The 23,259-nt window shown below is 71.7% G+C and carries 20 protein-coding genes; 7 read left to right on the top strand and 13 right to left on the bottom strand.

Features of this window, described 5'->3' with window-relative positions:
• Positions 1-165: 165 nt before the first annotated feature.
• The 5 genes from ACTWLT_RS24785 to rdgB all read left to right on the top strand — a co-directional run bounded on the left by ACTWLT_RS24785 (position 166) and on the right by rdgB (position 4,680).
• Entirely contained in the window at positions 166-909 is a 744-nt protein-coding gene (locus tag ACTWLT_RS24785) for an MBL fold metallo-hydrolase (protein ID WP_252418551.1), read from the top strand.
• Between the two features lie 110 nt (positions 910-1,019).
• The gene (locus ACTWLT_RS24780; protein WP_445320429.1) at positions 1,020-2,165 is read left to right on the top strand and encodes a glycosyltransferase family 4 protein; all 1,146 of its coding nucleotides are present in this window, start codon (positions 1,020-1,022) and stop codon (positions 2,163-2,165) included.
• On the top strand, positions 2,162-3,331 hold the full coding sequence (locus ACTWLT_RS24775) for a glycosyltransferase (protein ID WP_445320428.1): 1,170 nt from the start codon (positions 2,162-2,164) through the stop codon (positions 3,329-3,331). Before ACTWLT_RS24780 ends, ACTWLT_RS24775 begins: the two co-directional genes overlap by 4 nt.
• Before the next feature lie 9 nt (positions 3,332-3,340).
• Entirely contained in the window at positions 3,341-4,066 is a 726-nt protein-coding gene (gene rph / locus ACTWLT_RS24770) for a ribonuclease PH (RefSeq protein WP_445320427.1), read from the top strand.
• Positions 4,063-4,680: an RdgB/HAM1 family non-canonical purine NTP pyrophosphatase gene (gene rdgB / locus ACTWLT_RS24765; protein ID WP_445320426.1), complete on the top strand. Its 618-nt coding sequence runs from the start codon at positions 4,063-4,065 to the stop codon at positions 4,678-4,680. The genes rph and rdgB overlap by 4 nt, the downstream gene beginning before the upstream one ends.
• Before the next feature lie 31 nt (positions 4,681-4,711).
• Here the strand turns inward: rdgB and hutH are convergent, their stop codons facing one another.
• The 6 genes from hutH to ACTWLT_RS24735 all read right to left on the bottom strand — a co-directional run bounded on the left by hutH (position 4,712) and on the right by ACTWLT_RS24735 (position 12,804).
• On the bottom strand, positions 4,712-6,250 hold the full coding sequence (gene hutH, locus ACTWLT_RS24760; protein ID WP_445320425.1) for a histidine ammonia-lyase: 1,539 nt from the start codon (positions 6,248-6,250) through the stop codon (positions 4,712-4,714).
• The gene (gene hutI, locus ACTWLT_RS24755; RefSeq protein ID WP_445320424.1) at positions 6,247-7,431 is read right to left on the bottom strand and encodes an imidazolonepropionase; all 1,185 of its coding nucleotides are present in this window, start codon (positions 7,429-7,431) and stop codon (positions 6,247-6,249) included. The genes hutH and hutI overlap by 4 nt, the downstream gene beginning before the upstream one ends.
• Entirely contained in the window at positions 7,428-8,789 is a 1,362-nt protein-coding gene (locus ACTWLT_RS24750; protein ID WP_445320423.1) for a formimidoylglutamate deiminase, read from the bottom strand. Before ACTWLT_RS24750 ends, hutI begins: the two co-directional genes overlap by 4 nt.
• 259 nt (positions 8,790-9,048) lie before the next feature.
• Positions 9,049-10,251 carry an allantoate amidohydrolase gene (locus tag ACTWLT_RS24745; RefSeq protein ID WP_445320422.1) on the bottom strand — a complete coding sequence of 401 codons (1,203 nt, stop codon included), beginning with the start codon at positions 10,249-10,251 and terminating at the stop codon, positions 9,049-9,051.
• Positions 10,248-11,936: a urocanate hydratase gene (gene hutU / locus ACTWLT_RS24740; RefSeq protein ID WP_445320421.1), complete on the bottom strand. Its 1,689-nt coding sequence runs from the start codon at positions 11,934-11,936 to the stop codon at positions 10,248-10,250. Before hutU ends, ACTWLT_RS24745 begins: the two co-directional genes overlap by 4 nt.
• Before the next feature lie 16 nt (positions 11,937-11,952).
• The gene (locus ACTWLT_RS24735; RefSeq protein WP_445320420.1) at positions 11,953-12,804 is read right to left on the bottom strand and encodes a MurR/RpiR family transcriptional regulator; all 852 of its coding nucleotides are present in this window, start codon (positions 12,802-12,804) and stop codon (positions 11,953-11,955) included.
• 179 nt (positions 12,805-12,983) lie between these two features.
• On the opposite strand from ACTWLT_RS24735, the gene ACTWLT_RS24730 reads away from it, so the two are divergent.
• Complete coding sequence (locus ACTWLT_RS24730; RefSeq protein WP_445320419.1) at positions 12,984-14,225, top strand: hypothetical protein; 1,242 nt, start codon at positions 12,984-12,986, stop codon at positions 14,223-14,225.
• Between the two features lie 58 nt (positions 14,226-14,283).
• Here the strand turns inward: ACTWLT_RS24730 and ACTWLT_RS24725 are convergent, their stop codons facing one another.
• The 7 genes from ACTWLT_RS24725 to ACTWLT_RS24695 form a co-directional block, all read right to left on the bottom strand.
• A complete protein-coding gene (locus ACTWLT_RS24725; RefSeq protein WP_445320418.1) occupies positions 14,284-16,338 on the bottom strand; it encodes a DUF7657 domain-containing protein in 2,055 nt (684 codons plus the stop codon).
• A gap of 91 nt (positions 16,339-16,429) precedes the next feature.
• Entirely contained in the window at positions 16,430-17,299 is an 870-nt protein-coding gene (locus ACTWLT_RS24720; protein WP_445320417.1) for a glycosyltransferase family 2 protein, read from the bottom strand.
• The gene (locus tag ACTWLT_RS24715; RefSeq protein WP_445320416.1) at positions 17,299-18,186 is read right to left on the bottom strand and encodes a glycosyltransferase family 2 protein; all 888 of its coding nucleotides are present in this window, start codon (positions 18,184-18,186) and stop codon (positions 17,299-17,301) included. Before ACTWLT_RS24715 ends, ACTWLT_RS24720 begins: the two co-directional genes overlap by 1 nt.
• A gap of 11 nt (positions 18,187-18,197) precedes the next feature.
• The gene (locus tag ACTWLT_RS24710) at positions 18,198-19,661 is read right to left on the bottom strand and encodes a hypothetical protein (RefSeq protein WP_445320415.1); all 1,464 of its coding nucleotides are present in this window, start codon (positions 19,659-19,661) and stop codon (positions 18,198-18,200) included.
• Positions 19,658-20,752, bottom strand: a complete 1,095-nt coding sequence (locus ACTWLT_RS24705; RefSeq protein ID WP_445320414.1) for a glycosyltransferase family 4 protein — start codon at positions 20,750-20,752, stop codon at positions 19,658-19,660. Before ACTWLT_RS24705 ends, ACTWLT_RS24710 begins: the two co-directional genes overlap by 4 nt.
• Positions 20,749-21,600, bottom strand: coding sequence for a glycosyltransferase (locus ACTWLT_RS24700; protein WP_445320413.1), 852 nt, complete (start codon positions 21,598-21,600; stop codon positions 20,749-20,751). Before ACTWLT_RS24700 ends, ACTWLT_RS24705 begins: the two co-directional genes overlap by 4 nt.
• Before the next feature lies 1 nt (position 21,601).
• Positions 21,602-22,870 (bottom strand): polysaccharide biosynthesis protein, encoded by a 1,269-nt coding sequence (locus ACTWLT_RS24695; protein WP_445320412.1) that lies wholly within the window; start codon positions 22,868-22,870, stop codon positions 21,602-21,604.
• 172 nt (positions 22,871-23,042) lie between these two features.
• Between ACTWLT_RS24695 and ACTWLT_RS24690 the strand changes: the two genes are divergently transcribed.
• The coding region (locus tag ACTWLT_RS24690; RefSeq protein ID WP_445320411.1) for an NAD-dependent epimerase/dehydratase family protein at positions 23,043-23,259 on the top strand (217 nt) is incomplete at its 3' end.

Genomic DNA, 23,259 nt, shown 5'->3' with positions numbered 1-23,259 from the left:
GGAGTGTCGTGAACGGGTGTCACGTTCGTGACAACTTCCAGCGGATGATTCTTGCCGCCGGGTACCCCGGCGTAGGCTGCGCAGCGTGGCGTACGCGTCGGTAGAGATCATGGCCGGGACGTTGGCCGGCTCGCATGCTACTGACAGTGACAGCGAGACAACCCGATGCGACTGACGGTCCTGGGTTGTGCCGGCAGCTTCCCCGGTCCCGAGTCGCCGTGCTCGGCCTACCTGGTCGAGGCCGACGGCTTCCGGCTCCTGGTCGACTTCGGCTCGGGTTCGCTGTCCAGCCTCCAGCGGTACGCGGGGCTGCACGCCCCGGACGCGATCCTGCTGACCCACCTGCACTGCGACCACATCCTCGACGCCGTGTCGTACGTGGTGGTCCGCCGGTACGCCCCGGACGGGCCCTACCCGGCGCTGCCGGTGTACGCGCCCGCTGGGGCACCGGACCGGCTCAGCGCCGCGTACGGCGACGACGGCACCGTGGAGGACGTCTACCAGTTCTACGCCCTCCAACCGGGCACCTTCCCGATCGGGCCGTTCACGGTCACCGTCGACCGGGTCAACCACCCCGTCGAGACGTACGGGGTGCGGCTGGAGCACGACGGCCGGTCGCTCTGCTACTCGTCGGACACCGCGCCCTGCGACGCGCTGCTGCGGCTGGCCCAGAACGCCGACGTCTTCCTCTGCGAGGCCAGCTACCTCGACGGCGCGGACAACCCGCCGGATCTGCACCTCACCGGCCGGGAGGCGGGTGAGACGGCGACCAAGGCGGTGGTGGGCCGCCTGCTGCTCACCCACCTGGTGGCCGCCTGGGGCAGTGAGGCGCACACGCTGGAGTCGGCCGCCGCCGCGTACACCGGGCCGCTCGAGGTGGTCCGGGCCGGCGCCAGCTACGACGTCTGACCCGCCGCGTCCCGGTCCCGCGGGGCGGCCAGCGGTCTTGTGCCGTACTGTTCGCCGGCCGGTCAGCGGACGGTCGTCTGGCGCACCGGTGACACCCGCACGGTGTGGACATGCGGATCGCCATCGTCACCGAGTCGTTCCCGCCAGACGTGAACGGCGTCGCGCACTCCGTGGTGCGGACGGCGGAACACCTCGTCGCCCGGGGCCACGAGCCGGTCGTCATCGCTCCCGCCCCGCACGGGGCGAGCCGGCAGGACACCGACGGGTTGCCGTACCCGGTGGTGCGCATCCCCAGCGTGCCGTTGCCCCGCTATCAGGGCTTCCGGCTGGGCGTGCCCACCACGACCCGGCTGGCGGGGGCGCTGCTGTCGGCGGCACCGGACGTGGTGCACCTGGCCAGCCCGTTCGTTCTCGGCGGCCGTGCGGCCACGCTGGCCAGCCGGTACGGGCTGCCCACGGTGGCGGTCTACCAGACCGACGTCGCGGCCTACGCCCGGGCCTACCGGGTCAGCTGGGGTGAGGCGGCGGCCTGGCGGCGACTGCGGGAGATCCACAACTCGGCACAGCGCACCCTCGCCCCGTCCACCCGCGCCGCAGCCGACCTGATCGCGAACGGGGTGCAGCGGATCTGGCTGTGGCGTCGCGGCGTGGACGCCGTCCGGTTCGACCCGGCCAAGCGGTGCGCGGCGCTGCGGCACCGGCTGGCCCCCGGCGGTGAGCTGCTCGTCGGTTATGTCGGCCGGCTGGCCCCGGAGAAGCGGGTGGAGCTGCTGGCGGCGACCTCCCGGCTGCCCGGTGTGCGGGTGGTGGTGGCCGGCGACGGACCGGCCCGCCGCCACCTGGAGCGGGCGCTGCCCGGCGTGACCTTCCTGGGGGTGCAGCACGGCGAGGACCTGGCCCGGCTCTACGCCAGCCTGGACCTGTTCGTGCACACCGGACCGCACGAGACCTTCGGCCAGACCCTCCAGGAGGCGCTGGCCTCCGGAGTGCCGGTGGTGGCGCCGGCCAGCGGTGGACCGGTCGACCTGGTCGACACGGGGGTGACCGGGCTGCTGGTGCCGCCGAACGACGGGGACGCGCTGGCCGCCGCCGTGGCCGAGCTCGGCGGCGACGCCGAGCGGCGGCGGGCGTACGGGCTGGCCGCCCGGGCCGCGGTCAGCCGGCGGAGCTGGACGGCGGTCGGCGACGAGCTGATCGGCCACTACCACGCCGTACGGGCCGTGGCCTCCTCCGTCGGCCTGCCAGCCGCGTCGTGAGCGGGACGGCCGGCGGGCTGCGGATCGTGCGGCTCGCCAACTTCGTGACCGCGCGTTCCGGTGGACTGAGCACCGCCCTGCGGCACCTCGGCGAGGGCTACCGGGCGGCCGGGCACGACCCGGTGCTGGTGATACCGGGCCGACGGGCCGCCGACGAGAGGCACCCGTGGGGTCGGCTGGTCACCCTGCCCGGGCCGGAGCTGCCCGGCAGCGGCGGCTACCGGGTGCTCGCGGGCCGGCGCCGGCTGGCAGGGGTGCTCGCCGGATTGGCGCCGGACCGGTTGGAGGTCTCCGACCGGTCGTCGCTGCGCTGGACGGGACGCTGGGCGAAGGCGAACGGGGTGCCGTCGGTGATGGTCTCGCACGAGTCGCTGACCGGGCTGCTCGGTCAGTGGGGCGTGCCGGACGCGCTGCGCCGGCCGACCGCCGATCGGCTCAACCGGGCGAGCAGCCGGGCGTACGACCGGGTCGTGTGCACCACCCGGTGGGCGGCCGAGGAGTTCCACCGCATCGGCGCGGACAACGTGGACCTGGTGCCGCTCGGGGTCGACCTGGACACCTTCCACCCGGACCGGGCGGACCCGCGGCTGCGCGAGCGTTACGCCGATGCGAGGGAACTGTTGCTGGTGCACTGCGCCCGACTCTCCCCGGAGAAGCGCCCGGAGCTGGCCGTACGGGCACTCGCCGAGCTGCGCCGGGCCGGCGTGCCGGCGGTCCTGGTGATGGCCGGGGACGGCCCGCTGCGCGCCGCGCTGACCCGCCGCGCCGCCGGTCTGCCGGTCACGTTCACGGGGTTCCTGCCCGACCGCGCCACGGTGGCCGCGCTGCTCGCCAGCGCCGACGTGGTGCTGGCACCCGGCCCGGTGGAGACCTTCGGTTTGGCCGGGCTGGAGGCGCTCGCCTGTGGCACGCCGGTGGTGGTGAACGCGGCCAGCGCCCTGCCCGAGGTGGTCGGCGCCGCGGGGCTGGCGGCGTACGGCTCGGCGGCGTCGATGGCGGCTGCGGTGACCCGGCTGGTGGCCCGCCCGGAGGTGGAGCGGCGGCGGGCCGCCCGGGCACGGGCCGAGGAGTTCAGCTGGCCGGCCGCCGTCACCGGATTCCTCCGGGTGCACGACGCGGAACCCGGTCGGGGCACCGCGGGGCGGGGAGATCACGGCACCGCATAGGGTGCAGGCATGGCGCGACCTGACGGGCGAGAGCCCGATCAACTTCGACCGGTGACCCTGACCCGAGGCTGGAGCACGCACCCGGAGGGTTCGGTGCTCGTCGAGTTCGGCGGCACCCGGGTGCTCTGCACGGCCAGCGTCACCGAGGGGGTGCCCCGCTGGCGCAAGGGCTCCGGGCTCGGCTGGGTGACCGCCGAGTACGCGATGCTGCCCCGGGCGACCAACACCCGCTCCGACCGGGAGAGCGTCAAGGGCCGGGTCGGTGGGCGGACCCACGAGATCTCCCGGCTGATCGGCCGCAGCCTGCGCGCCAGCATCGACCTGAAGGCGCTCGGCGAAAATTCGGTGGTCCTCGACTGCGACGTGCTCCAGGCCGACGGCGGCACCCGCACCGCCGCGATCACCGGCGCGTACGTGGCGCTGCACGACGCGGTGGGCTGGCTGCACGCCCGCAAGGCGCTGGCCGGGAAGCCGGAGAAGGTGATGCACCGGTCGGTGGCCGCGGTCAGCGTGGGGATCATCGCCGGCGAGGCGCGGCTCGACCTCTGCTACGAGGAGGACGTGGCCGCCGAGGTGGACATGAACGTGGTCTGCACCGGCGCGGGCGACTTCGTCGAGGTGCAGGGCACCGGCGAGGCGGGCGTGTTCGCCCGGGAGCAGCTCGACGCCCTGCTCGACCTGGCCGTCGCCGGTTGTGCGGACCTGGCCGATGCTCAGCGGAAGGCGCTCTCATGAACAAGGTCCTGCTCGCGACCCGCAACCGTAAGAAGCTGGTGGAACTCCAGCGGATCCTGGACGGCGCGCTGGGCGCGCACAAGATCGCCCTGCTCGGGCTCGACGACGTCGAGCAGTACGAGGAGCTGCCGGAGACCGGCCTGACGTTCGGCGAGAACGCGCTGATCAAGGCGCGGGAGGGTTTCCGCCGTACCGGGCTGCCGACCATCGCCGACGATTCCGGGCTGGCGGTGGACGCGCTCAACGGGATGCCGGGTGTGTTCAGCGCCCGCTGGTCCGGCCGGCATGGCGACGACCGGGCCAACCTCCAGCTCGTGTTGGACCAGATCGCCGACGTGCCCGACGAGCAGCGGGCCGCGTCGTTCGTCTGCACGGTGGCGCTGGTGCTGCCCGGCGGCAAGGAGCACCTGGTCGACGGCCGGCAGTCGGGGCAGGTGCTGCGCGCGCCGCGCGGCGACGGCGGGTTCGGCTACGACCCGATCTTCCTGGGCGACGGGCAGGACCGGACCAACGCCGAGTTGACCCCGGCGGAGAAGGACGCGATCAGCCACCGCGGCAAGGCGCTGCGCGAGCTGGCCAAGCTGGTCGCCAAGGTGCTGCCGCCCGCCGCCTGACCCGCGGCGGACGACAGCGACCCCGCGGAGGTCAGCCCAGCGGGCCGATCTCCCGTTCGATGGCGGTGCGCAGCTCCGGGCCGGCCAGCACCGCGCGGGCCGCCTCCATCACCGGGGCGAGGAACACGTCCGGGCCCGGCTCACCGGCCGCCGCGCCGAGCGCGGCGACCGCGGCGCGGCCGGCCGGCGACGGCTCCAGCGGGGCGCGCAGCTGAAGACCGCGTACGCCGGCCAGCAGTTCCACCGCGAGCAGGCTGGTCAGGTTGTCCAGCACCGTGCGCAGCTTCTTGGCCGCCGCCCAGCCCATCGAGACGTGGTCCTCCTGCATGCCGCTGGTGGGCAGCGAGTCCACCGACGCCGGGGTGGCGAGCCGCCGGTTCTCCGCGACGATGCCCGCCGCCGTGTACTGGGCGATCATCAGACCGGAGTTGACGCCGGCGTCGGGGGAGAGGAACGCCGGCAGCTCCCGGGAGCGGGTGACGTCGAGCAGCCGGTCCACCCGCCGTTCGGCGATCGCGCCCACCTCGGAGGCGGCGATGGCGAGGAAGTCCGCGGCGAAGCCCAGCGGCGCGCCGTGGAAGTTGCCGGTCGACTCGACCCGGCCGTCCGGCAGCACGACCGGGTTGTCCACGACGGACACCAGCTCCCGGCCCGCGACCGTGCGGACGAAGTCCAGGGTGTCCCGGGCGGCGCCGGCCACCTGCGGGGCGCAGCGCATCGAGTACGCGTCCTGCACGGCGTGCGCCAGGTCGTCGCGGTGCGAGTCCATCACCCGGGAGTCCTGGAGCAGCCGGTGGATGTTCGCCGCCGACGTCGCCTGGCCGGGGTGCGGCCGGATCGCGTGCAGCTCGGGCAGGAACGGCCGCTCCGAGCCGAGCATCGCCTCGATGGCCAGCGCGGCGGTCACGTCGGCCATGGCGAACAGGTGCGCCGCGTCGTGGATGGCCAGCAGCAGCATGCCGAGCATGCCGTCGGTGCCGTTGATCAGCGCCAGCCCCTCCTTGGCGGCCAGCTCGATCGGCTTGAGCCCGGCGGCGGCCAGCGCGTCCGCCGCGTCCTGCCGGTCACCGGCGGGGCCGAGCACCCAGCCCTCGCCGAGCAGGACCAGCGCGCAGTGCGCGAGCGGCGCCAGGTCGCCGGAGGCGCCCAGCGAGCCGTGCTCCGGCACCCACGGGGTGATGTCGTGGTTGAGCAGGTCGACCAGCGCCTCGGCGACCAGCGGGCGGACCCCGGAGCGGCCCAGGGCGAGCGACCGGACCCGCAGCAGCATCATCGCCCGGACCACCTCGCGCGGCATCGGGGCGCCCACGCCGGCGGCGTGCGAGCGGATCAGCGCGTGTTGCAGCTCGGCCCGGCGCTCCGGGGCGACGAAGGTGTTGGCCAGCGCCCCGAACCCGGTCGAGACGCCGTACACGGGCCGCCCGGCGGCCTCGATGCCGTCCACGATCGCGCGGCTGGTCGCCATCGCCTCTCGGGTGGTCGGGTCGAGGACCACCGTGGCGGTGCCGCGGGCGACCGCGAGCACGTCGTCGGCGGAGATTCCGGTGGGCTGGATGGTCACGTTCGTCATTGCGGAACTCCGTTGAGCAGAACCTTGCGGATCAGTGGGACACCGGGCCGGTAGGCCAGGTGCAGGTACGAGGGGGCGTCCAGGACGACCAGGTTGGCCCGGGCGCCGGGGGTGAGCACGCCGATGTCGTCGCGGCGCAGCGCCCGCGCGCCGCCCAGCGTCGCGGCCCGGACCGCCTCCGCCGGGGTCATCCGCATCTCGCGGACGGCGAGGGCCACACAGAACGGCATCGACGAGGTGTACGACGAGCCGGGGTTGCAGTCGGTCGCGAGCGCGACGGTGACGCCTGCGTCGAGCAGCCGGCGGGCGTCCGGGTAGGGCGAGCGGGTGGAGAACTCGGCGCCGGGCAGCAGGGTCGCCACAGTGCGGCTCCCCGACCCGTCGCTGCTGATGGTGCCGGCCAGGGCGTCCACGTCGGCGTCGCTGAGGTGGGTGCAGTGGTCGACGCTGGCGGCGTCGAGCTCCACGCCGAGCTGGACGCCGGGGCCGGGGCCGAGCTGGTTGGCGTGCACCCGCACGCCCAGCCCGGCGGCCTGCCCGCAGGCGAGGATGGCGCGGGCGTGGTCGACGTCGAAGGCGCCCCGCTCGCAGAACACGTCGATCCACTTCGCGTGCGGTGCGGCGGCGGCCAGCATCGGCCCGCACACCAGTCCGACGTAGTCGTCGGGGCGGTCGGCGTACTCGGCGGGCACCACGTGCGCGCCGAGGAAGGTGGTCTCGGCGCTGGTCTCGGCGGCGATCCGCAGCGAGCGGGCCTCGTCGGCGACGGTCAGCCCGTACCCGCTCTTGATCTCCATGGTGGTGGTGCCCTGGAACAGCGCCTCCCCGCGCAGCCGGCGCACGGTGGCCCGCAGTTCGTCGTCGGTGGCGGCCCGGGTCGCGCCGACCGTGGTCCGGATGCCGCCGCCGGTGTACGGCTGGCCGGCCATGCGGGCGGCGAACTCGGCGGCCCGGTCGCCGGCGAAGACCAGGTGCGCGTGGCTGTCCACGAAGCCGGGCAGCACGGCGGCGCCGTCGGCGTCGACCCGCCGGTCGGCGGCGGGCGCGTACGCCGCCGGCCCGACCCAGGCCACCCGGCCCTCCTCGACGAGCACGGCCGCGTCGCGGCGGATGCCCAGCGGGCCTTCTCCGGCGCCGTTGGTGACCAGCTCCCCGATGTTGTCCACCAGCAGGCTGCTCATGAGGGCGTCACCGCCTCGATGGCGGCCGACAGCTCGGCCGGCACGTCCACGGTCAGGTGGCGGCCCTCGGCCACCACCACCCGGCCGTCCACCACGACCTGCTGGACGTCGGCGGCCCCGGCGGCGAAGAACGCGCCCACCGGCGGCACCCCGGCGGTGCGGGCGCTGTCCAGCCGTACCGTGACCAGGTCGGCGCGGGCGCCGGCGGCGATCCGCCCGGCGTCGGTCCAGCCCAGCGCGGCGTGCCCGGCGGCGCTGGCGGCGGTGAGCAGGTCGACCGGGGCGAAGTGGCCGCGCCGCCGCGTGCGCAGCCGCTCGTCCAGCTCCACCGCCCGGGCCTCCTCGAACAGGTCGATGACCGCGTGGCTGTCGCTGCCCAGGCTCAACGCGATCCCCGCGTCGGCCATCCGGCGGGCCGGGCCGATCCCGTCGGCGAGGTCCCGCTCGGTGGTCGGGCAGAGGCACACCCCGGTCCGGCTGTCCCCGAGCAGCGTCAGGTCACCGCTGGTCGGGTGGGTGACGTGCACGGCGGTGGTGTCCGGCCCGAGCACGCCGTGCTCGGCGAGCAGGGCGGTCGGGGTGCGGCCGTGCACGGCCCGGCACTCGTCGTTCTCGGCGGGCTGCTCGGAGAGGTGCACGTGCAGCGGCGCCCGCCGCTCCCGTGCCCAGGCCGCCACCGCGCCGAGCTGGTCGGCGGGGACGGCCCGTACCGAGTGCACGGCCGCGCCGACCCGCGCGTGCGGGTCGGTCGGCTGGAACGCCGTCACGCGCTCGGCCCACCGGGTCGCGTCGCCGTCGCCGAAACGGCGCTGCGGCCCGGCCAGGGCGCGGCCGTCCACGCCGGCGCTCAGGTAGCAGGCGTCGAGCAGGGTGAGCCGGATCCCGGCGTGCGCCGCCGCCTCGACCAGCGCGGCGCCCATCGCGTTCGGGTCGTCGTAGGCCCCGCCGTCGGGGCGGTGGTGCAGGTAGTGGAACTCGCCGACGCAGGTGATCCCGGCCAGCGCCATCTCGGCGTAGACCGCTCGGGCCAGCGCGAGGTAGGTGTCCGGGTCCAGGCGGGCCGCGACGGCGTACATGCGGTCCCGCCAGCTCCAGAAGTCACCCCGGCCGCCGTGGGTACGCCCGCGCAGCGCCCGGTGGAAGGCGTGCGAGTGCACGTTGGACAACCCGGGCAGGGTCAGACCCGGCAGTGGCACGGCGTCCGCGTACACCTCGACCCCGGCGGGCGGTCGACTCCCGGCGGTCAACGGCGTCACGCCGGTGATCCGCTCCCCGTCGGTCTCGATCAGCACGTCGGGCGTGGGCTCGGCGTAGGTGGGCAGCCAGGCGTACTCCGCCAGCCAGCGGGTGGTGGTCATGCCCCTCGCCTCCTTTGGAGCTGAATCGTCTGCGACATCAGCGGCGACATCGGCGGCGTCAGCGGCGACATCAGCGTCAGCGGCGACATCGGCGTCAGCGGCGGCGTCGGCGGCGTCGGTAGGGGCGTCCGGTCTGATTCGTTTGCGACATCAGCTCCAAAGGGCGCCAACGTGAGGTGTCGACCTCCACCGCGCCGGAGCCCTCGCACACGCGGACGCCGCGGATCCGGACCACCCGGCGACGGGCACCTCACCTCGTTCACCGGCATGTCAGCTCCTCGAGCACCCGGGCCAGCGCCCGAACCCCGGCGGCGCAGTCGTCGTCGGTGGCCGCCTCGGCGGGGGAGTGCGACACCCCGGTCGGGTTGCGCACGAACAGCATCGCCGTGGGCAGGAACGCGGCGAGCACTCCGGCGTCGTGTCCCGCGCCGGTGGGCAGCACCGGCGCGTCGAGCAGCGTGGCCAGCCGGCGGGCCAGCCCGCCGTCGAAGGCGACCAGCGGCGTCGCCGACTCCTCGGTGACGGTCACCGCCGTACCGTCGCGGCGTGCCCGCTCGGCGAGCTTGCCGCGCACCGCGTCGACCAGCCCCGCGAGGGTCTCCGGGTCGGCGGCCCGGGCGTCCAACCAGCCGGTGACCTTCGACGGGATGGCGTTGGTGGCGTTCGGCTCGACGGCGACCCGACCCACGGTGGCGTGCGCGCCGCGCAGCCGGGCCTCCTTGTTGGCCGCCAGCACGGTGAACGCGTAGGTGAGCATCGGGTCACGGCGGTCGGCCATCCGGGTGGTACCCGCGTGGTTGCCCTCCCCGACGACGTCGAACCGCCACCGCCCGTGCGGCCAGATCGCGCTGGCCACCGCGACCGGCGCGTCCGTCTCGACCAGCGCCCGGCCCTGCTCGACGTGCAGCTCGACGAAGGCGCCGAACCGGCCCAGCAGCTCCGGGCGGGCGCCCGCCGGCTGGTCGCCGAGCGCCTCGGCGAAACTCACCCCGGCCGCGTCGCGCAGCCGAGCCGCGCGGTCAGCGGCGATTGCACCGCTGAGCAGCCTCGACCCCAGGCACGGTACGCCGAAGCGCGACCCCTCCTCCTCGACGAACGCGGCCAGCACCAGTGGCCGGGTCGGAGTGACACCGGCGGCGCGCAGCTCGTCCACGGCGAGAAACGCGCTGACGATGCCGAGCGGCCCGTCGTACGCCCCGCCGTGCGGCACCGAGTCGAAGTGGCTGCCGGTCAGCACCGCGTCGGAGGCCTCCGGGTCACCCCAGTGCGCGAAGAGGTTGCCGTTGCCGTCGTCGGTGACCGGCATCGCCCGGCGTTCGGCCTGTCGCCGGAACCAGGTCCGCAGCTCCAGCTCCGGCTCGGTCAACGCGTAGCGCAGGTACCCGCCGCTGCCGGCGTCCCGGCCGACCGGTGCGATCTCGTCCCACAGCGCCCGGAACCGGGAGGGAAGGTCGTCGGTCACGCGCCATCACCCTCCGCCATCGGCACCCGGACCCCGGTGCGGGTCGCGACCTCGCGGGCCGAGTCGTAGCCGGCGTCGACGTGCCGGATCACGCCCATCGCCGGGTCGTTGGTGAGCACCCGCTCGATCTTCTGTCCCGCGAGGGCGGTCCCGTCGGCCACACAGACCTGCCCGGCGTGGATGGAGCGGCCGATGCCCACGCCACCGCCGTGGTGGATGGACACCCAGGACGCGCCACTGGCCGTGTTGACCAGCGCGTTGAGCAGCGGCCAGTCGGCGATCGCGTCGGAGCCGTCGGCCATCCCCTCGGTCTCCCGGTACGGGCTGGCCACGCTGCCGGTGTCCAGGTGGTCCCGGCCGATCACCACCGGGGCGGAGAGTTCGCCGGAGGCGACCATGTCGTTGAACCGCACACCCGCCTTGTCCCGCTCGCCCTGGCCGAGCCAGCAGATCCGGGCCGGTAGGCCCTGGAAGGCGACCCGCTCGCCGGCCAGCTTGATCCAGCGGGCCAGGGTCTCGTTCTCCGGGAACAGCTCCAGGATCGCCCGGTCGGTGGCGGCGATGTCGGCCGGGTCACCGGAGAGCGCCGCCCACCGGAACGGACCCTTGCCCTCGCAGAACAACGGCCGGATGTACGCCGGCACGAAGCCGGGGAAGTCGAAGGCGCGCTGGTAGCCGCCGAGCTGCGCCTCGCCCCGGATCGAGTTGCCGTAGTCGAAGACCTCGGCACCGGCGTCGAGGAAGCCGACCATCGCCTCGACGTGCCTCGCCATCGACGCCCGGGCGCGGTCGGTGAACTCGGCCGGCTTCGCCGCTGCGTACTCCCGGGCGTCGGCCAGTTCCACCCCCACCGGCAGGTACGCCAGCGGGTCGTGCGCGCTGGTCTGGTCGGTCACGATGTCGATCTCGACGCCCCGGTTCAGCAGCTCGGGGAAGACCTCCGCCGCGTTGCCGACCACGCCGACGGAGAGCGCCCGTCGGTCCTTCTTCGCGGCCAGCACCCGCCGTACCGCGTCGTCCAGCGAGTCGGCCACCTCGTCCAGGTAGCGGTCGTGCACCCGCCGGTCGAGGCGGGTCCGGTCGACGTCGACGATCAGGCAGACGCCGCCGTTCATGGTGACCGCGAGCGGCTGGGCGCCGCCCATCCCACCGCACCCGGCGGTCAGCGTCAGAGTGCCGGCGAGGGTGTCATTGCTCTGCCCCTGCCCGTCGCCGCGGGCGCCGGCGAGCTTGGCGGCCACCGCGGCGAACGTCTCGTAGGTGCCCTGGAGGATGCCCTGGGTGCCGATGTAGATCCACGAGCCGGCGGTCATCTGCCCGTACATGGTCAGGCCGAGCTGCTCCAGCCGGCGGAACTCCGGCCAGGTCGCCCAGTCGCCGACCAGGTTGGAGTTGGCCAGCAGCACCCGGGGCGCCCACTCGTGGGTCCGCATCACCCCGACCGGGCGACCCGACTGCACCAGCATCGTCTCGTCCTCACGCAGGTCGGTCAGCGTGCGGACCAACGCGTGGTACGACGGCCAGTCCCGCGCGGCCTTGCCGGTGCCGCCGTAGACCACCAGGTCGTCGGGGCGTTCGGCCACCTCCGGGTCGAGGTTGTTCATCAACATCCGCAGGGCGGCCTCCTGCGGCCACCCCCGGGTGGTGAGCTTGTTGCCCCGTGCGGCACGGATGGGCTGGGTCATCTCTGGTCTCCTCCGGTCATCCGAGGAACAACTGACGGCGGGCCGCGGAGGCTTCGAACGCCTCCAGGCGGCGCTGGGTGTCGGCCGGCGCGGCGTCGCAGATCGCCTGCAACAGCACCATGGCCAGGGTCATCGGGGCGGTGTGCAGGTCGAAGACGAGCTGGGCGCCGACCGCGGCGGGCAGCACCACGTCGGCGTGCTCGGCGGCCGGGCTGACCGGCGAGTCGGTGATCGCCACCACGGTCAGACCGGCGGCGCGTGCCTCGCGCAACGCGTCCAGGGTCTCGCGGGGGTAGCGGGGCAGGACGAAGGCGAGCAGCGCGCCCGCCCCCGCCTCGGCGGCCTGCTCCAGGCGGTCGGTGAGCAGGCTGCCGCCGTCGTCGAGCACCCGCACGTCCGGGTGGACCTTGGCGGCGAAGTAGGCGAAGTAGGCGGCCAGGGGCGCGGCGGCCCGCAGGCCCAGCACCGGCAGTGGGCGGCTGGCGGCGAGCAGCCGACCAATCTCGGCGATCCGGTCCCGGTCGGTGAGCTGACCGGCCAGCCGGTCCAGGTTGCCCATCTCGGCGCGTACGGCCTGCTGGAGTTCGTTGCCGGCGTCCGCCGGTCCGCCGGGTGCGGCGGTGGTCAGGTCACGCAGGCGGCGGCGCAGGGCCGGGTAGCCGTCGTGGCCGAGCGCGACGGCGAACCGGGTGACCGACGGCTGGCTGACCCCGGCCAGCTCGGCGACCTCGGCCGCGGAGAGGTAGGCCACGGTCGGGGCGTGCTGCACCAGGCAGTGCGCGATCCGGCGCTGGGTCGGGGTGAGGCGCACCCCGTCGAACAGGTCGAGCACCTGCTCGACCGACGCCCCGACAGCTCCTTCATTCACGCCGCGACTCTATGCATCAAATCTTTCAGACGGCAAGGGGTCGCATCACCTGCTCGTTCCACCGACCTGTCGGTCGGCCGACCGGCGGGACGCTGAGTTGGCGTCGGCTCTGTAGGATCCGCACGGCGGTTGAGCGGAGGAGTGGCATGCAGCCGGAGAGCCCATACAGGTACACCCACATGTTGGGCGCGTGCCAGGTTGGCAAGGCCTGGGCGGCAGTGGACGGGCAGGGGCAGTTCGCCACCGTGGCCGTGTTGGACGGGGTGGCCGCGTCCGACCAGCGGTGGCGCGAGGCCTTCGGCAGCGCGGCCAACGCGTTGGCGCAGGCCAGCGGCGGTCACCAGTACGCCGCCGCCGACCTGTCGGCCGCCCACCCCTGGGTCGCCTACCGGGCCGAGCAGGGGAACGCGCCGCAGCGGCTCTTCCAGAGCCTCGGCATGGACTACCAGCCGGTGCCCGACCTGCCGGTCTCGGCGCCACCCTCGTCGGCGCCGCCGGTGTCCGGCGTGCCGCAGCAGGTCAGCGGGCCGCCGAAGTCGGTCTCCGGGGTGCCCGAGCTGGTGGACCACATGCCGCAGCTGCCCTGGGCGATGCACACCAACCCGGTCTCCGGGCAGCCGGTGTCCGCGTCTCCGCAGCCCGTCTCGGATGGGGCGGCGCCGCCCGCACCGCCGTCGCCGCGGCCGGTGTCCGCCGCCCCACAGTCCCCGGCGTACGCCGCCAGTGCCGCAACGGCCCCGCCGTTCGATCCGTTTTCCTCCGGGGGCCGGCGGATCGCCCCGGTGGCGCGACCGCCGCGCAGCCGCACGGGCTTGTGGGTCGGTGCCGTCATCCTGGCCGCGGTGTTGGCCGGCGGTGCCGGACTCCTCGGTGGCGGCGCGCTCAGCGGTGACGCGAAGCCCGGGAACGCGCCGACGGCCAGCCCGTCTCCGCCGCTGTTCGAGAAGACCCAGTACGCCTTGAACAAGGCGAAGTTCGATCCCGATCTGGTGCCGCTCGCCGAGACTTGGCTCGCCCGGATGGGCGACTGCGCGTCCGACCGGGAGGCGGGCGGTCCGAAGCTGCCGAAGGACGAGAAGCGGCACGTCTTCTGCCGGTACGGCAACGTGTCCGTCCACTTCGCACTCTTCGAGTCACCGACGACAAAGGACGCAGCGCGCGCCTATCGTGAACAGTTGGCCTTCCTCGCCGGCACGCTCACGCCGGGAATCCGGCAGGGGGCGCGAACCACTGGTGGAGCCAGCGGGGCCACCGGCAGCTACGTCGAGTACGCCGGTGACCCCGGCGACGGGCCGGTCATGTGCGGCATCTGGTGGGACCGTGACAACCACCTCGGCGCGGTCTACTTCGAGACGCCGTGCGAGGCCGGAATCGGTGGCAACTGGGATGCTTTGCGGGACCTGTGGCATCGCAACAGCTGAACGGTGATGGCCTCCGCGCGGCACCGCGCGGAGGCCACGTTCCGGCGGCCGGACAGGGCTACCAGAACTCGTAGATGAGGAACGTGGCGGCCGGGTAGCTGACCGTGTCGCGCAGTTTCAGGCACGACTCGTTGATTTCCGTGCCGGTGACGAGGTACTTGACGCGATGCTGCCGCAGGAAGGGGCCGCAGGGCTCGGTGTTGACCCGGAAGTGGTCGGCCGCCGTCAGGGTGAAGGTGGTCGGTGACATGAGGGCGGGATTCCGGTCGAACGTGAACCAGACCTGCGCGTAGCGGTTGAAGACGAATTCCTGCTGGCCCTGCCCGTCGGCCGTCCGCCACAGGTCCGGCTGGGGGTACGTGTAGACGCCGGACAGTGACGGGGCACCGTTCATGTAGGCGAAGTTCTGGACGATGCCCACCTCGGCCGCCCAGGCGGCGCCCGGATCATCGGCGGTGATGGCTCGGATGGCCTGGGACAGCGGCGTTTGCGTCAACGTCTCCGTGCCGCGGTAGAGCGGATGGATGGACGCCGTCATGGCGGCCGAGAAGGCCAGCAGGACCGATGCGGCCCAGGTGAAACGCTGTCGCAGCGCCAGGTAGGCGACCAACGGAACTGGGATGACAGACAGGAGGAAGCCGTCCAAGCCCAGGAAGCCGGGGAAGGCCCGCACCACGTGCAGGCTGAGCAGCGTTTGGACGAGCAGCAGGGCGAGCGTGTATCCGAGGATGAGCCGGTGGCCCGGCAGTACCGACCGCTGGTCGTGCAGCCGTCGGACGAACAGCACCAGGCCGAAGAAATTGAGCAGGCCAATGCCGATGAGCAGCCGCGTGTGGGGCACCCGTTCCAGGAACAGGAGCTTGCCGACGACGTCCAGATGGGGCACGAACAGCCAGGCCAACGCTCCCAGGAATGCGAGGTTGACGAGTAGGAGCGGCCAGTCGACGGTGCGCCTGGTTCGGTGCATCCGGTACAGCAGGTAGACGCAGGGCGCCGTGAGGTACGGGAATATCAGCAGGAAGTTGGAGTTTTCGCTCTGATTGGTCAGGCCCTTCTCCGGCAGGCTGTACTGCGCCGCTGATCTGCTCGACTCCAGGCCGAGGCTGGTGTGGCCAGAGAACAGGTGCGCGAGGTCGAAACCGCCGCTCTGGGTGAGGCGTTGACCCGGGTACGCGGTGTTCAGGACGGCGTTGATGGTGTCCAGACGGGTTGCCACGAAGACGCCGACCAAGGTGCCCGCGACCACGAGCGATGCGGCGACGATGCCCATTTGCCGCAGGAGCGGGCGATGTCGAGGCACGCCGTACCGCTCGACCAGATGACCCAGGCAGAACACCCCAAGGGCCAGGGCGCAGGGAATCTGGAAAGGCGGATAGATGACGAGCGCGAAACAGGTGAGCAGGTAGGCCAGGAGGACTGCCCAGGCGACGGTGGCGAGCAGCCGTGTCGAACGCAGCAGGAGAATGAACACCGTGGCCAGGAACAGCGCGTAGTACAGCGTGCCGAGAGTGATGTACTGGTACCACCACTGCACGAACGGGCTGAAGAACAGCGCCAGCGAGAGCCCGGCGGCCAGCCCGTATCGGCCCGGCATCAAGGCCAGCACGAAGAAGTAACCGCTCAGGATCAGCAGGACCGCCATCAGCCACCACTTGAAGGCGAAGGCGTAGTCGAGCGGGAGCACCAGGAACGCGAGGTTGTGCGGTTTGAAGACCGCCGACCATTCCTTGTACGGCACATCCACGATCAGGGAGACGTCCGCGCCCTGCCCGATGTTCGGGTTGATCCGGGGGTAGCCGGCGGCATCCTGCGCGATGGTCAGTTGCGTGTTGACGATCCACTCGTCCGACCGGATCGGCTGCGGCTCGTTGAGTAGCAGGTTCGCATCTGGCTGCGCGCCGTACAGCATCGACTGGTAGATGCCCATCGACGAGCCGCTCACCTGTAGGACGGTCAGCAGCGTCAACAGGACGGTGAGCAGGGCCGGGAAGAACCAGATCCCGCGGACGACGGTCCGGCCGAGCCGCACGATCCGGTCGCGGGCGTCCGTCGGGGCTGCGGAGGTGGCCTGACCGTCAGCAGTGGTCACTGCCACAGGAGCCCCTCTCGTCATGGCCGTCTGTGGCCTGGCCGCCGCTACGGGCAGGTGTCGCGATCTCGCTCAGCCCGAAGCCGGACCCAGCGCCGAAGTAGGGGTTCGGCGGCTATGTCGCCGCCTGCCGGCTCGGCGCAGCCACGGGCTCGCCCGTGCTGGCGGCCGAGGACGGCACCGGCGAGCCGACCACGCGGGCCGCTTGCCGGTGCCGACGTGGTGCCGGCGGCAGCCCGACCAGGAACTCCGGGAACATGCCGAAGAAGGTCCTGGCGCTTCGCAGTTCCAGCGTGTGCGCCCGTGACCACCTGAACGAGTTCGTCGCGCGACCCCAGTGGTGGGTCCACCGGACGTCGCCGAGCAGCGCGACAGGGACGCCGTTGCGCCACGCGCGCAAACCGAGTTCGTGGTCCTCGTAGTAGAGGAAGAACCGCTCGTTCCAGCCGCCCAGCTCGATGAAGTCCGCGGTCCGTGCGGCGACCGCGGCACCCATCACCCAGGCCACCCAGACCGCCGCGCCCGGATCGGCCGTCAACCGGTACGAGCCGTGCAGCCGGGACAATGGCCAGAGTTTCCGGTTGCCCAGCTTGGCGGTGGCGTAGGGGAAGCCGCGGCCGTTGGGTTGGGGGATGCCGTCCGACGAGAGCAACTGCGGCGCCGCCAGGCCACCGTGCGCGTCGAGGTGGCGCTGCAGCACGTCGAACCCGTCGGTGGGGCTGATCTCGAGGTCCGGGTTGGCGAACAGGACGTATTCACCCGCGGCCTGGCGTAGCCCGACGTTGTTCGCTCTGGAGAAGCCGACATTCTCCGACAGCCGGATGACCTGCGCGCCCAACTCCTCCGCGACCGCGACCGAATCGTCGGAGGAACAATTGTCCACGACGATCCACTCGTACGGCTTGGCCTCGCCACGCCAGCACTTGCGCAGCGTCTCCGCCGAGTTGTAGGTGACCGTCACGACACTCCAGCGACGTCCTGTCATTACGTTCTCCGAACTGTCAGGTAGCTGAATAAGGTGGCAAAGCCGAACCGCTTGCCCTGCCATTGGCGGCGGGCGCTCGGCCCTCCACGCAGGCCCTCGCCGACGCCACGGAGGAACGGCCGCAGCAGGCCCTGACGCACACGGCGGACAGCCAGCCCGAGGTGCGCCAGGGCCAGCACCGGAATCGCGACGAGCATCAGTGGCCAGGTGAAGGTGCGGGCCGCGACCAGGAGCCGGTTGCGGGCCAGCAGGAAGGCGCGGAACGCCTGAAGTTTTTGATCACCCTCGACGCTGTGGCCGCCTGCGTGCGGCAGCACCAGTTCCGACCGGCGTGTGTGTACGCCAGACGCGTAGAGGCGGAAGGCCAGGTCGGCGTCCTCACCCCAGGCGAACAGATGCTCGTAGAATCCGCCGAACCGACGGAACAGGTCGGTCGGGAAGACGGCGGCGCCACCCGACGGACCCAGCGGTCCGCGTGCCGCCGTGGCCGGCCGATCGATGAACAGCGAGATCGGGTTCAGGTCGATGCCGACGTACTCGCCGCCGTGCATCGCCAGACCGACCGCGATGGGCGTTCCGGGAGTCTCGGCCATGGCGGCACAGATCTTCGCCAGCGCGTCCTCGGGCAGCCACACATCCGGATTCAGCAGGAGGACGTGGCTCGTCGTCGTGTTCGCCACCGCCCGGTTGCAACCAGTCGCGAAACCGGGATTCGACGGGTCGGGCAGGTACTCGTAGCGGTCATCGTCTAGGCAGTCGGCGATGACCTTCTGACAGCCGTCCTCCGGCGAGTTGTCGGCGAAGAGGAATCGCACCGGAAGACCGTCGGCACTCCGTACCCAGGTCGGCAGCGTTTCGGCGAGCATGCTGCCGGACCGGTAGAGCACCGTGACGATCGTTAGCGTTTCCATGTTGGCATCACCAGCTTGGGCCAGGCCGGCATCGCCAGCTTGGAAGGATTGCTGACCAGGTAGAACACGACGATTCCGGGCACCAGCGACAGCCAGAACGGTTGAATGACCGGGTAGAACTCGTAGACCCCAAAGGTGGCGTAGTAGATGAGGAAGGCGCGCCCGAGATGGTGTGCTGGGCTGTGGGTGTCGCTCAGTCGACGTTCGGCGAAGCCGACGATGAGCCCGGTCAGGGCCAGGACCAATCCCGCGCCGACTGGCCCGAAGTCCATCAGCGGCACCGCCACGAAAGTCGCGGTGTTCATATAGAACGGCTGACTGAGCCCTCCGGTGATCTCGTAAAGGTCGACCGGCCCGAGGAGCCGCTCTCCGACAGAACCGGTGAAGGTCAACGAGTAACGACCCCAAGCCGGGTCGTACTCTTCCCGGTGCTCCCAGAGCCGACCGAACGTCTCTACTGACGAACTGAGCGAAAGGTCGAGGGACCCCACGCTCGTATAGATCGGATTGCCACCGTACTGAGCCCGAAACTGGTCCTCGAACGTGCCGGTGCCGGCCAGGGTGCGCTGCCCGCCGAGGTAGACCGCACCGCCCACCACGCCGAGGCCGACCAGGACCACGACCAGCGCCGCGATCTGCCGCTGTTTGGCACTCATGCCGCTCGATTCGCGCCGCGTGGAGAGTGCGGCGACAAGCGCCGGGACGATCCCGACCAGCACCGAGTTCTTGCTGGCTCCGAGCGCAGCCCCGAACGTGAAGACCAGGACCAGGAGCAGGTACCGCCAGCGGGTCTCGGCCTTGCCGTTCAGCACCCGAAGGAGAGAGATCGCCATGCCGAGCGTCCACGCCTCCGCGAGCAGACCCACGATGATGTTCGATCTGAGGCCCAGCTCCGCCCGGGCGACGTCCGGGTTGTCGGCGAAGAGCGGAGGCAACTCACCCCGGAACTTCAGTGCGGCTCCGATGATCGCGATGAGCAGCACGACCAGCAGGAACGCCGTCAGGCGTCGGTCCGACGGCCACCGCAACGTGGGTCGGGTCGACCAGGTCGCGCCGCCGAAGGAGGAGCCGGAGAGCCGGTCATGGCTCGCTGGCTGAATCCACCACAGTGGCGGAGCCTTCGGCGGCTCCGCCGCGGCGTTCGGGCGGCGGGCCAGCCGTCGACCGACATACCAGGCGGCGAGGAAGCAGGCAACGAAGACTCCGAGCACCGGGATAGCGTTGCGGCCCGCCGGGGAGTCGTACGGCCCCGGAACGGTGATCACCGCGAGGAATACGAGCGACCACGCGGCGGAACAGACCGCGAGCCACATGGCGGCCCGCACCGCGATGAGCGCGACGGCGGCGAACGCCGCCACCACCCCTGCTGCCGGGTTGACCAGGAAGATCGGTACGACGACGGCGACCGCGGCGACCCAGAGCCCGATGGTCAGGTACTTCTGGAAGATCATTCTGCGTTCCTCGTCAAGAGTGACCGGTAGAGGCTCTGCCACCGCTCCACGCACCGATCGAAGGCGTACTCCTTCGCGTACCAGTCCGCAATGGTGCGTCGCTGCTCCGAGGTCGTCACTCCGACGGCCTGGCGGATGGCGGAGGCGATCGACGCAGGTGTGAGGTCGCTCTGGAATGCCAGCGTTCCGGCTGCGTGCTGGGTGACCTCGGCCAAGCCTCCCGCACCCGAGTGGACTACCGGTACGCCCAGGGACATCGCCTCGAGGGCGCTCAGGCCGAAGGCCTCGACCCGGGACGGCACGACGAGGCAATCGATCTGGCGTAGGAAATCGGCGGCGTTGACCCGGCCGACGAGTTCCAGGTTCGGTCGGGGTTCCAGGGCCAGCGCCCCGCTACCGGCGATCTTGAAATCGGTGTCCGCCATGAGCGACGCGACGTCGGGTATCAGGTCGACGCCCTTCTCGGGCTCCACCCGGCCCAGATATCCCACCACGATCCGACGGGACGGGTCCGGCATCCGCGGCGGTGCCGAAATGGGCCAGGCCGCCGGGAGGGGATTGGGGATCAGATGGACGTTCTCGACATGGCCACGGTTGCGCAGTTCGTCGGCCTCGAACTGCGATACGGCCACGCTCGCGTGCGGACGCAGGCGACGCATGACGAGGTCGAGCGTGATGTTGGACTGGATGCTGGCCTTCCGCTTCAACGATGGCGCCGTGTCGCGGAACTGCCACAGGCTGGTGTGCATGGTGACCACCAGGGGTGTGCCAGGGCGTTCGGTGGCCAGGGCGGCCCGAGAGTGCATCGCCGCGGACAGCAGGTGAGCACACACCACGTCCGGCTTGACCTCGCTGACGAGACGCCGAAGCGAACGGGCGTACCCCAGGTCGACCCGACTTGTCGCGCTGAGATTGACCCACGGGACTCCGGACTCCCGGAGGGAGGCACCCACCTCGTCGTCGGAGGTGGCGGCGATGACGTCGACGTTGGTCCGCGCATGCGCGGGGATGATTTCCGTCAAGATCCGCTCCGCGCCACCGAACTGGCGCCGGCCGGACCCGCCCGTGGTGCAGACGAACAACACCTTCATCGGGCACGTAGTCCTTCGACAGCGCCCCGTGCGATCGCCCGCCGCACCGGATTCGGTCCGACGGCCGCCCGCAGCAGCACCCCCACCACAAATGCGGCGCTGGCGATCTGGCCCCGCCTGCCTGCCATCTGCCGGGTGGCCCGAAGGAGCTCACGCGTCCGACGCTGGGAGATCTCTTCCTCGGTCCAGCGCCGCTTGGCCGTGACGTCGTCCTCGTGCATGATCACCGCGTCGGGCAGGTACGCCAGGCGCAGACCCCGCTGCTGCACGGCCCAGCAGAGGCGCATGTCCTCGCCGTAGAAGAAGGATGTCTCGTCGACGCCACCGATCGCATCGAGGGTGCTTCGCCGCAGCGCCACGAACGGCCCGGTCAGCCAGTCCGCCTTCGCCGGCTCGGCGATGATCCGCAGGTTCGGCAGGACCACGCTCAGACCGGTGGCGTGGGCAAGCCCGACAGGCACGCTCAGGAAGCGACCGCCCTCCGTCTGGGCAACGCCCGACGGAGTGACGACACCCGGGAAAGCTGCCCCCACTGCAGGATCGTCGAGTGCCTGCAGCAGGCGCTCAACGGTGCCCTCGTGCACGATGATGTCGTTGTTCGACAGGATGACGTTCGTCCGGGTGGTGTGTCGGACACCCAGGTTCATCCCCCTGGCGTAACCCAGGTTGGAGCCGGACTGGACGTAGCGGACGCCTTGCTGAGCGCAGAACTCGCTCAGCGCCTGCCGGATGTCCTCCGAGCTTCCGTTGTCGACGACGACGATTTCCGCCTCGCGGGGCAACGACAGTACGCAGGCACGCGTGCGGTCGTAGTCCTCCCAGGCGAGGACCACAATCGAGACATCCAACTCATACCGTCCCAGGACTTCGCGGCTGCGACTTTCGCAAGCTCGCACGAGAGATGAAGGCGTGTACGCCGTAGGCAAGCGATGAGGCGAGCGCCGCTCCGATCACGCCAGCCCAGGGAATGACCCCGAAGTAGGCGGTTATCGCGACGGCCAGTGTGATGACCGCCGCGACCGTCGTCGCCTTCTCACCGCGCATCTTCAACAGCAGGGAGCTCCAGGTCTTGCCGGCTGCGGCGGCCAGCGTCCCCGGCAGGAGACAGAGACCCAGGATCCAGGCGTGCCGGTACTCCGGCTGCAGGAAGCCCAACACGGCCAGTGCGGCCACGGCGGCCAGGGCCACCGGAAGCGCCGCCCTGACAACAGGTGCGGCCCGGTGTGACGTTGCGTCGACGTTGCGCTCGGCGAGGATCCGCTGAGCGCGAACCACGGCACCGGCCTGCGCGAACTCCAACGCCGCGACCGCGAGTGTGTAGACGCCGAGCGGTCCTGCCCCGACGAACCTGGCCACCAGAATCTGGTTGAACCGCAATGTCATCATCTGCGCGAAGATCCCGGTGTGCAGATTTCCGACCGCGAGCAGGTCGGAGCGGTAGTCAAGAGCCCGGGCCGTGGGCGCTGGCGCGGGCCCGACGCGCCGGACCATCCCCAGCACCAGGACGCACACGGCGAGAGCGCTGACCCACTGGACGGCGAGCCAGACCACGCTCCACAGACCGCCGTCGAGGTGCCCGGCGGCGTAGAGAGCGAGGTAACCACCGACCAGGATCGCCCCACTCACCGCACGCATGGCGTAGACGACCATGAAGCCCTTCTGCCGCAACGCGATCGACGAGACCGTGTTGAAGATGGTCAGACCCGCCGCGGACCCCACAGCGATCACGTAGCTACCGAGGCCGGCAACCGCGATGAGCAACGCGGCGGCGACAGCGGAGAGGACGACCGAGGCCCCCAGAAGGGCGAGGACCCACGGACGGCCCCGGGAGAAGACCCAGCCGGCCGGGCGGGACAGCAGGAACGTGTCCAGCGACAGACCACCGATGGCGGCGCCCAACGTCGCGCTCACCATGTTCGCGGAGAGTTCGCCACGCTCCTCCGGGGGCAGCGCCACCGACAGGACCGCCGCCAGGCCGGTCAGACCGAGGGCGCCAATGAAGAGACGCTCGGGTGCGAGGAGCTGCCGGATCAGGTCCAGGGCGCGACGTCCCGGAGGCGGCTTCGGGCCGGGTTCGGACGGCGGCCGAGCAGCATTGACCAGCGACACGCCGTTCACTCGCCCCCCGTAGTTGCGATACGTGCGGTACGACGAGTCGTACGTCGCTGGCACTTTCTACCGGAACGCTGATGCGCCTGCAATCGCCCGGGTGGTTCAACCCGAAGGCCTCTCGGTCGGCCTCAACTGGGAGACCGTGCGGTCGGTCCCTCTCGCGTACACTTCCGGACCCGTGAGGATCCTCGTCACCGGCGGAGCCGGATTCATCGGGTCGGAGTACGTTCGTCTGCTGCTGGGCAAGCCCCTGGGCAGCGCCGAGGGCGTGCCACCGCTCGAACCGGCGGCAGTGACCGTGCTCGATCTGCTGACCTACTCGGGTAACCGGGCGAACCTGGCCCCGGTCCAGAACGACCCCCGACTACGGTTCGTACAGGGCGACATCTGCGACC

It is taken from the genome of Micromonospora yongxingensis (genome assembly GCF_052601155.1).
Note: the sequence above shows the minus strand (reverse complement) of the source record. Positions and strands in the feature narration are given on the sequence as shown.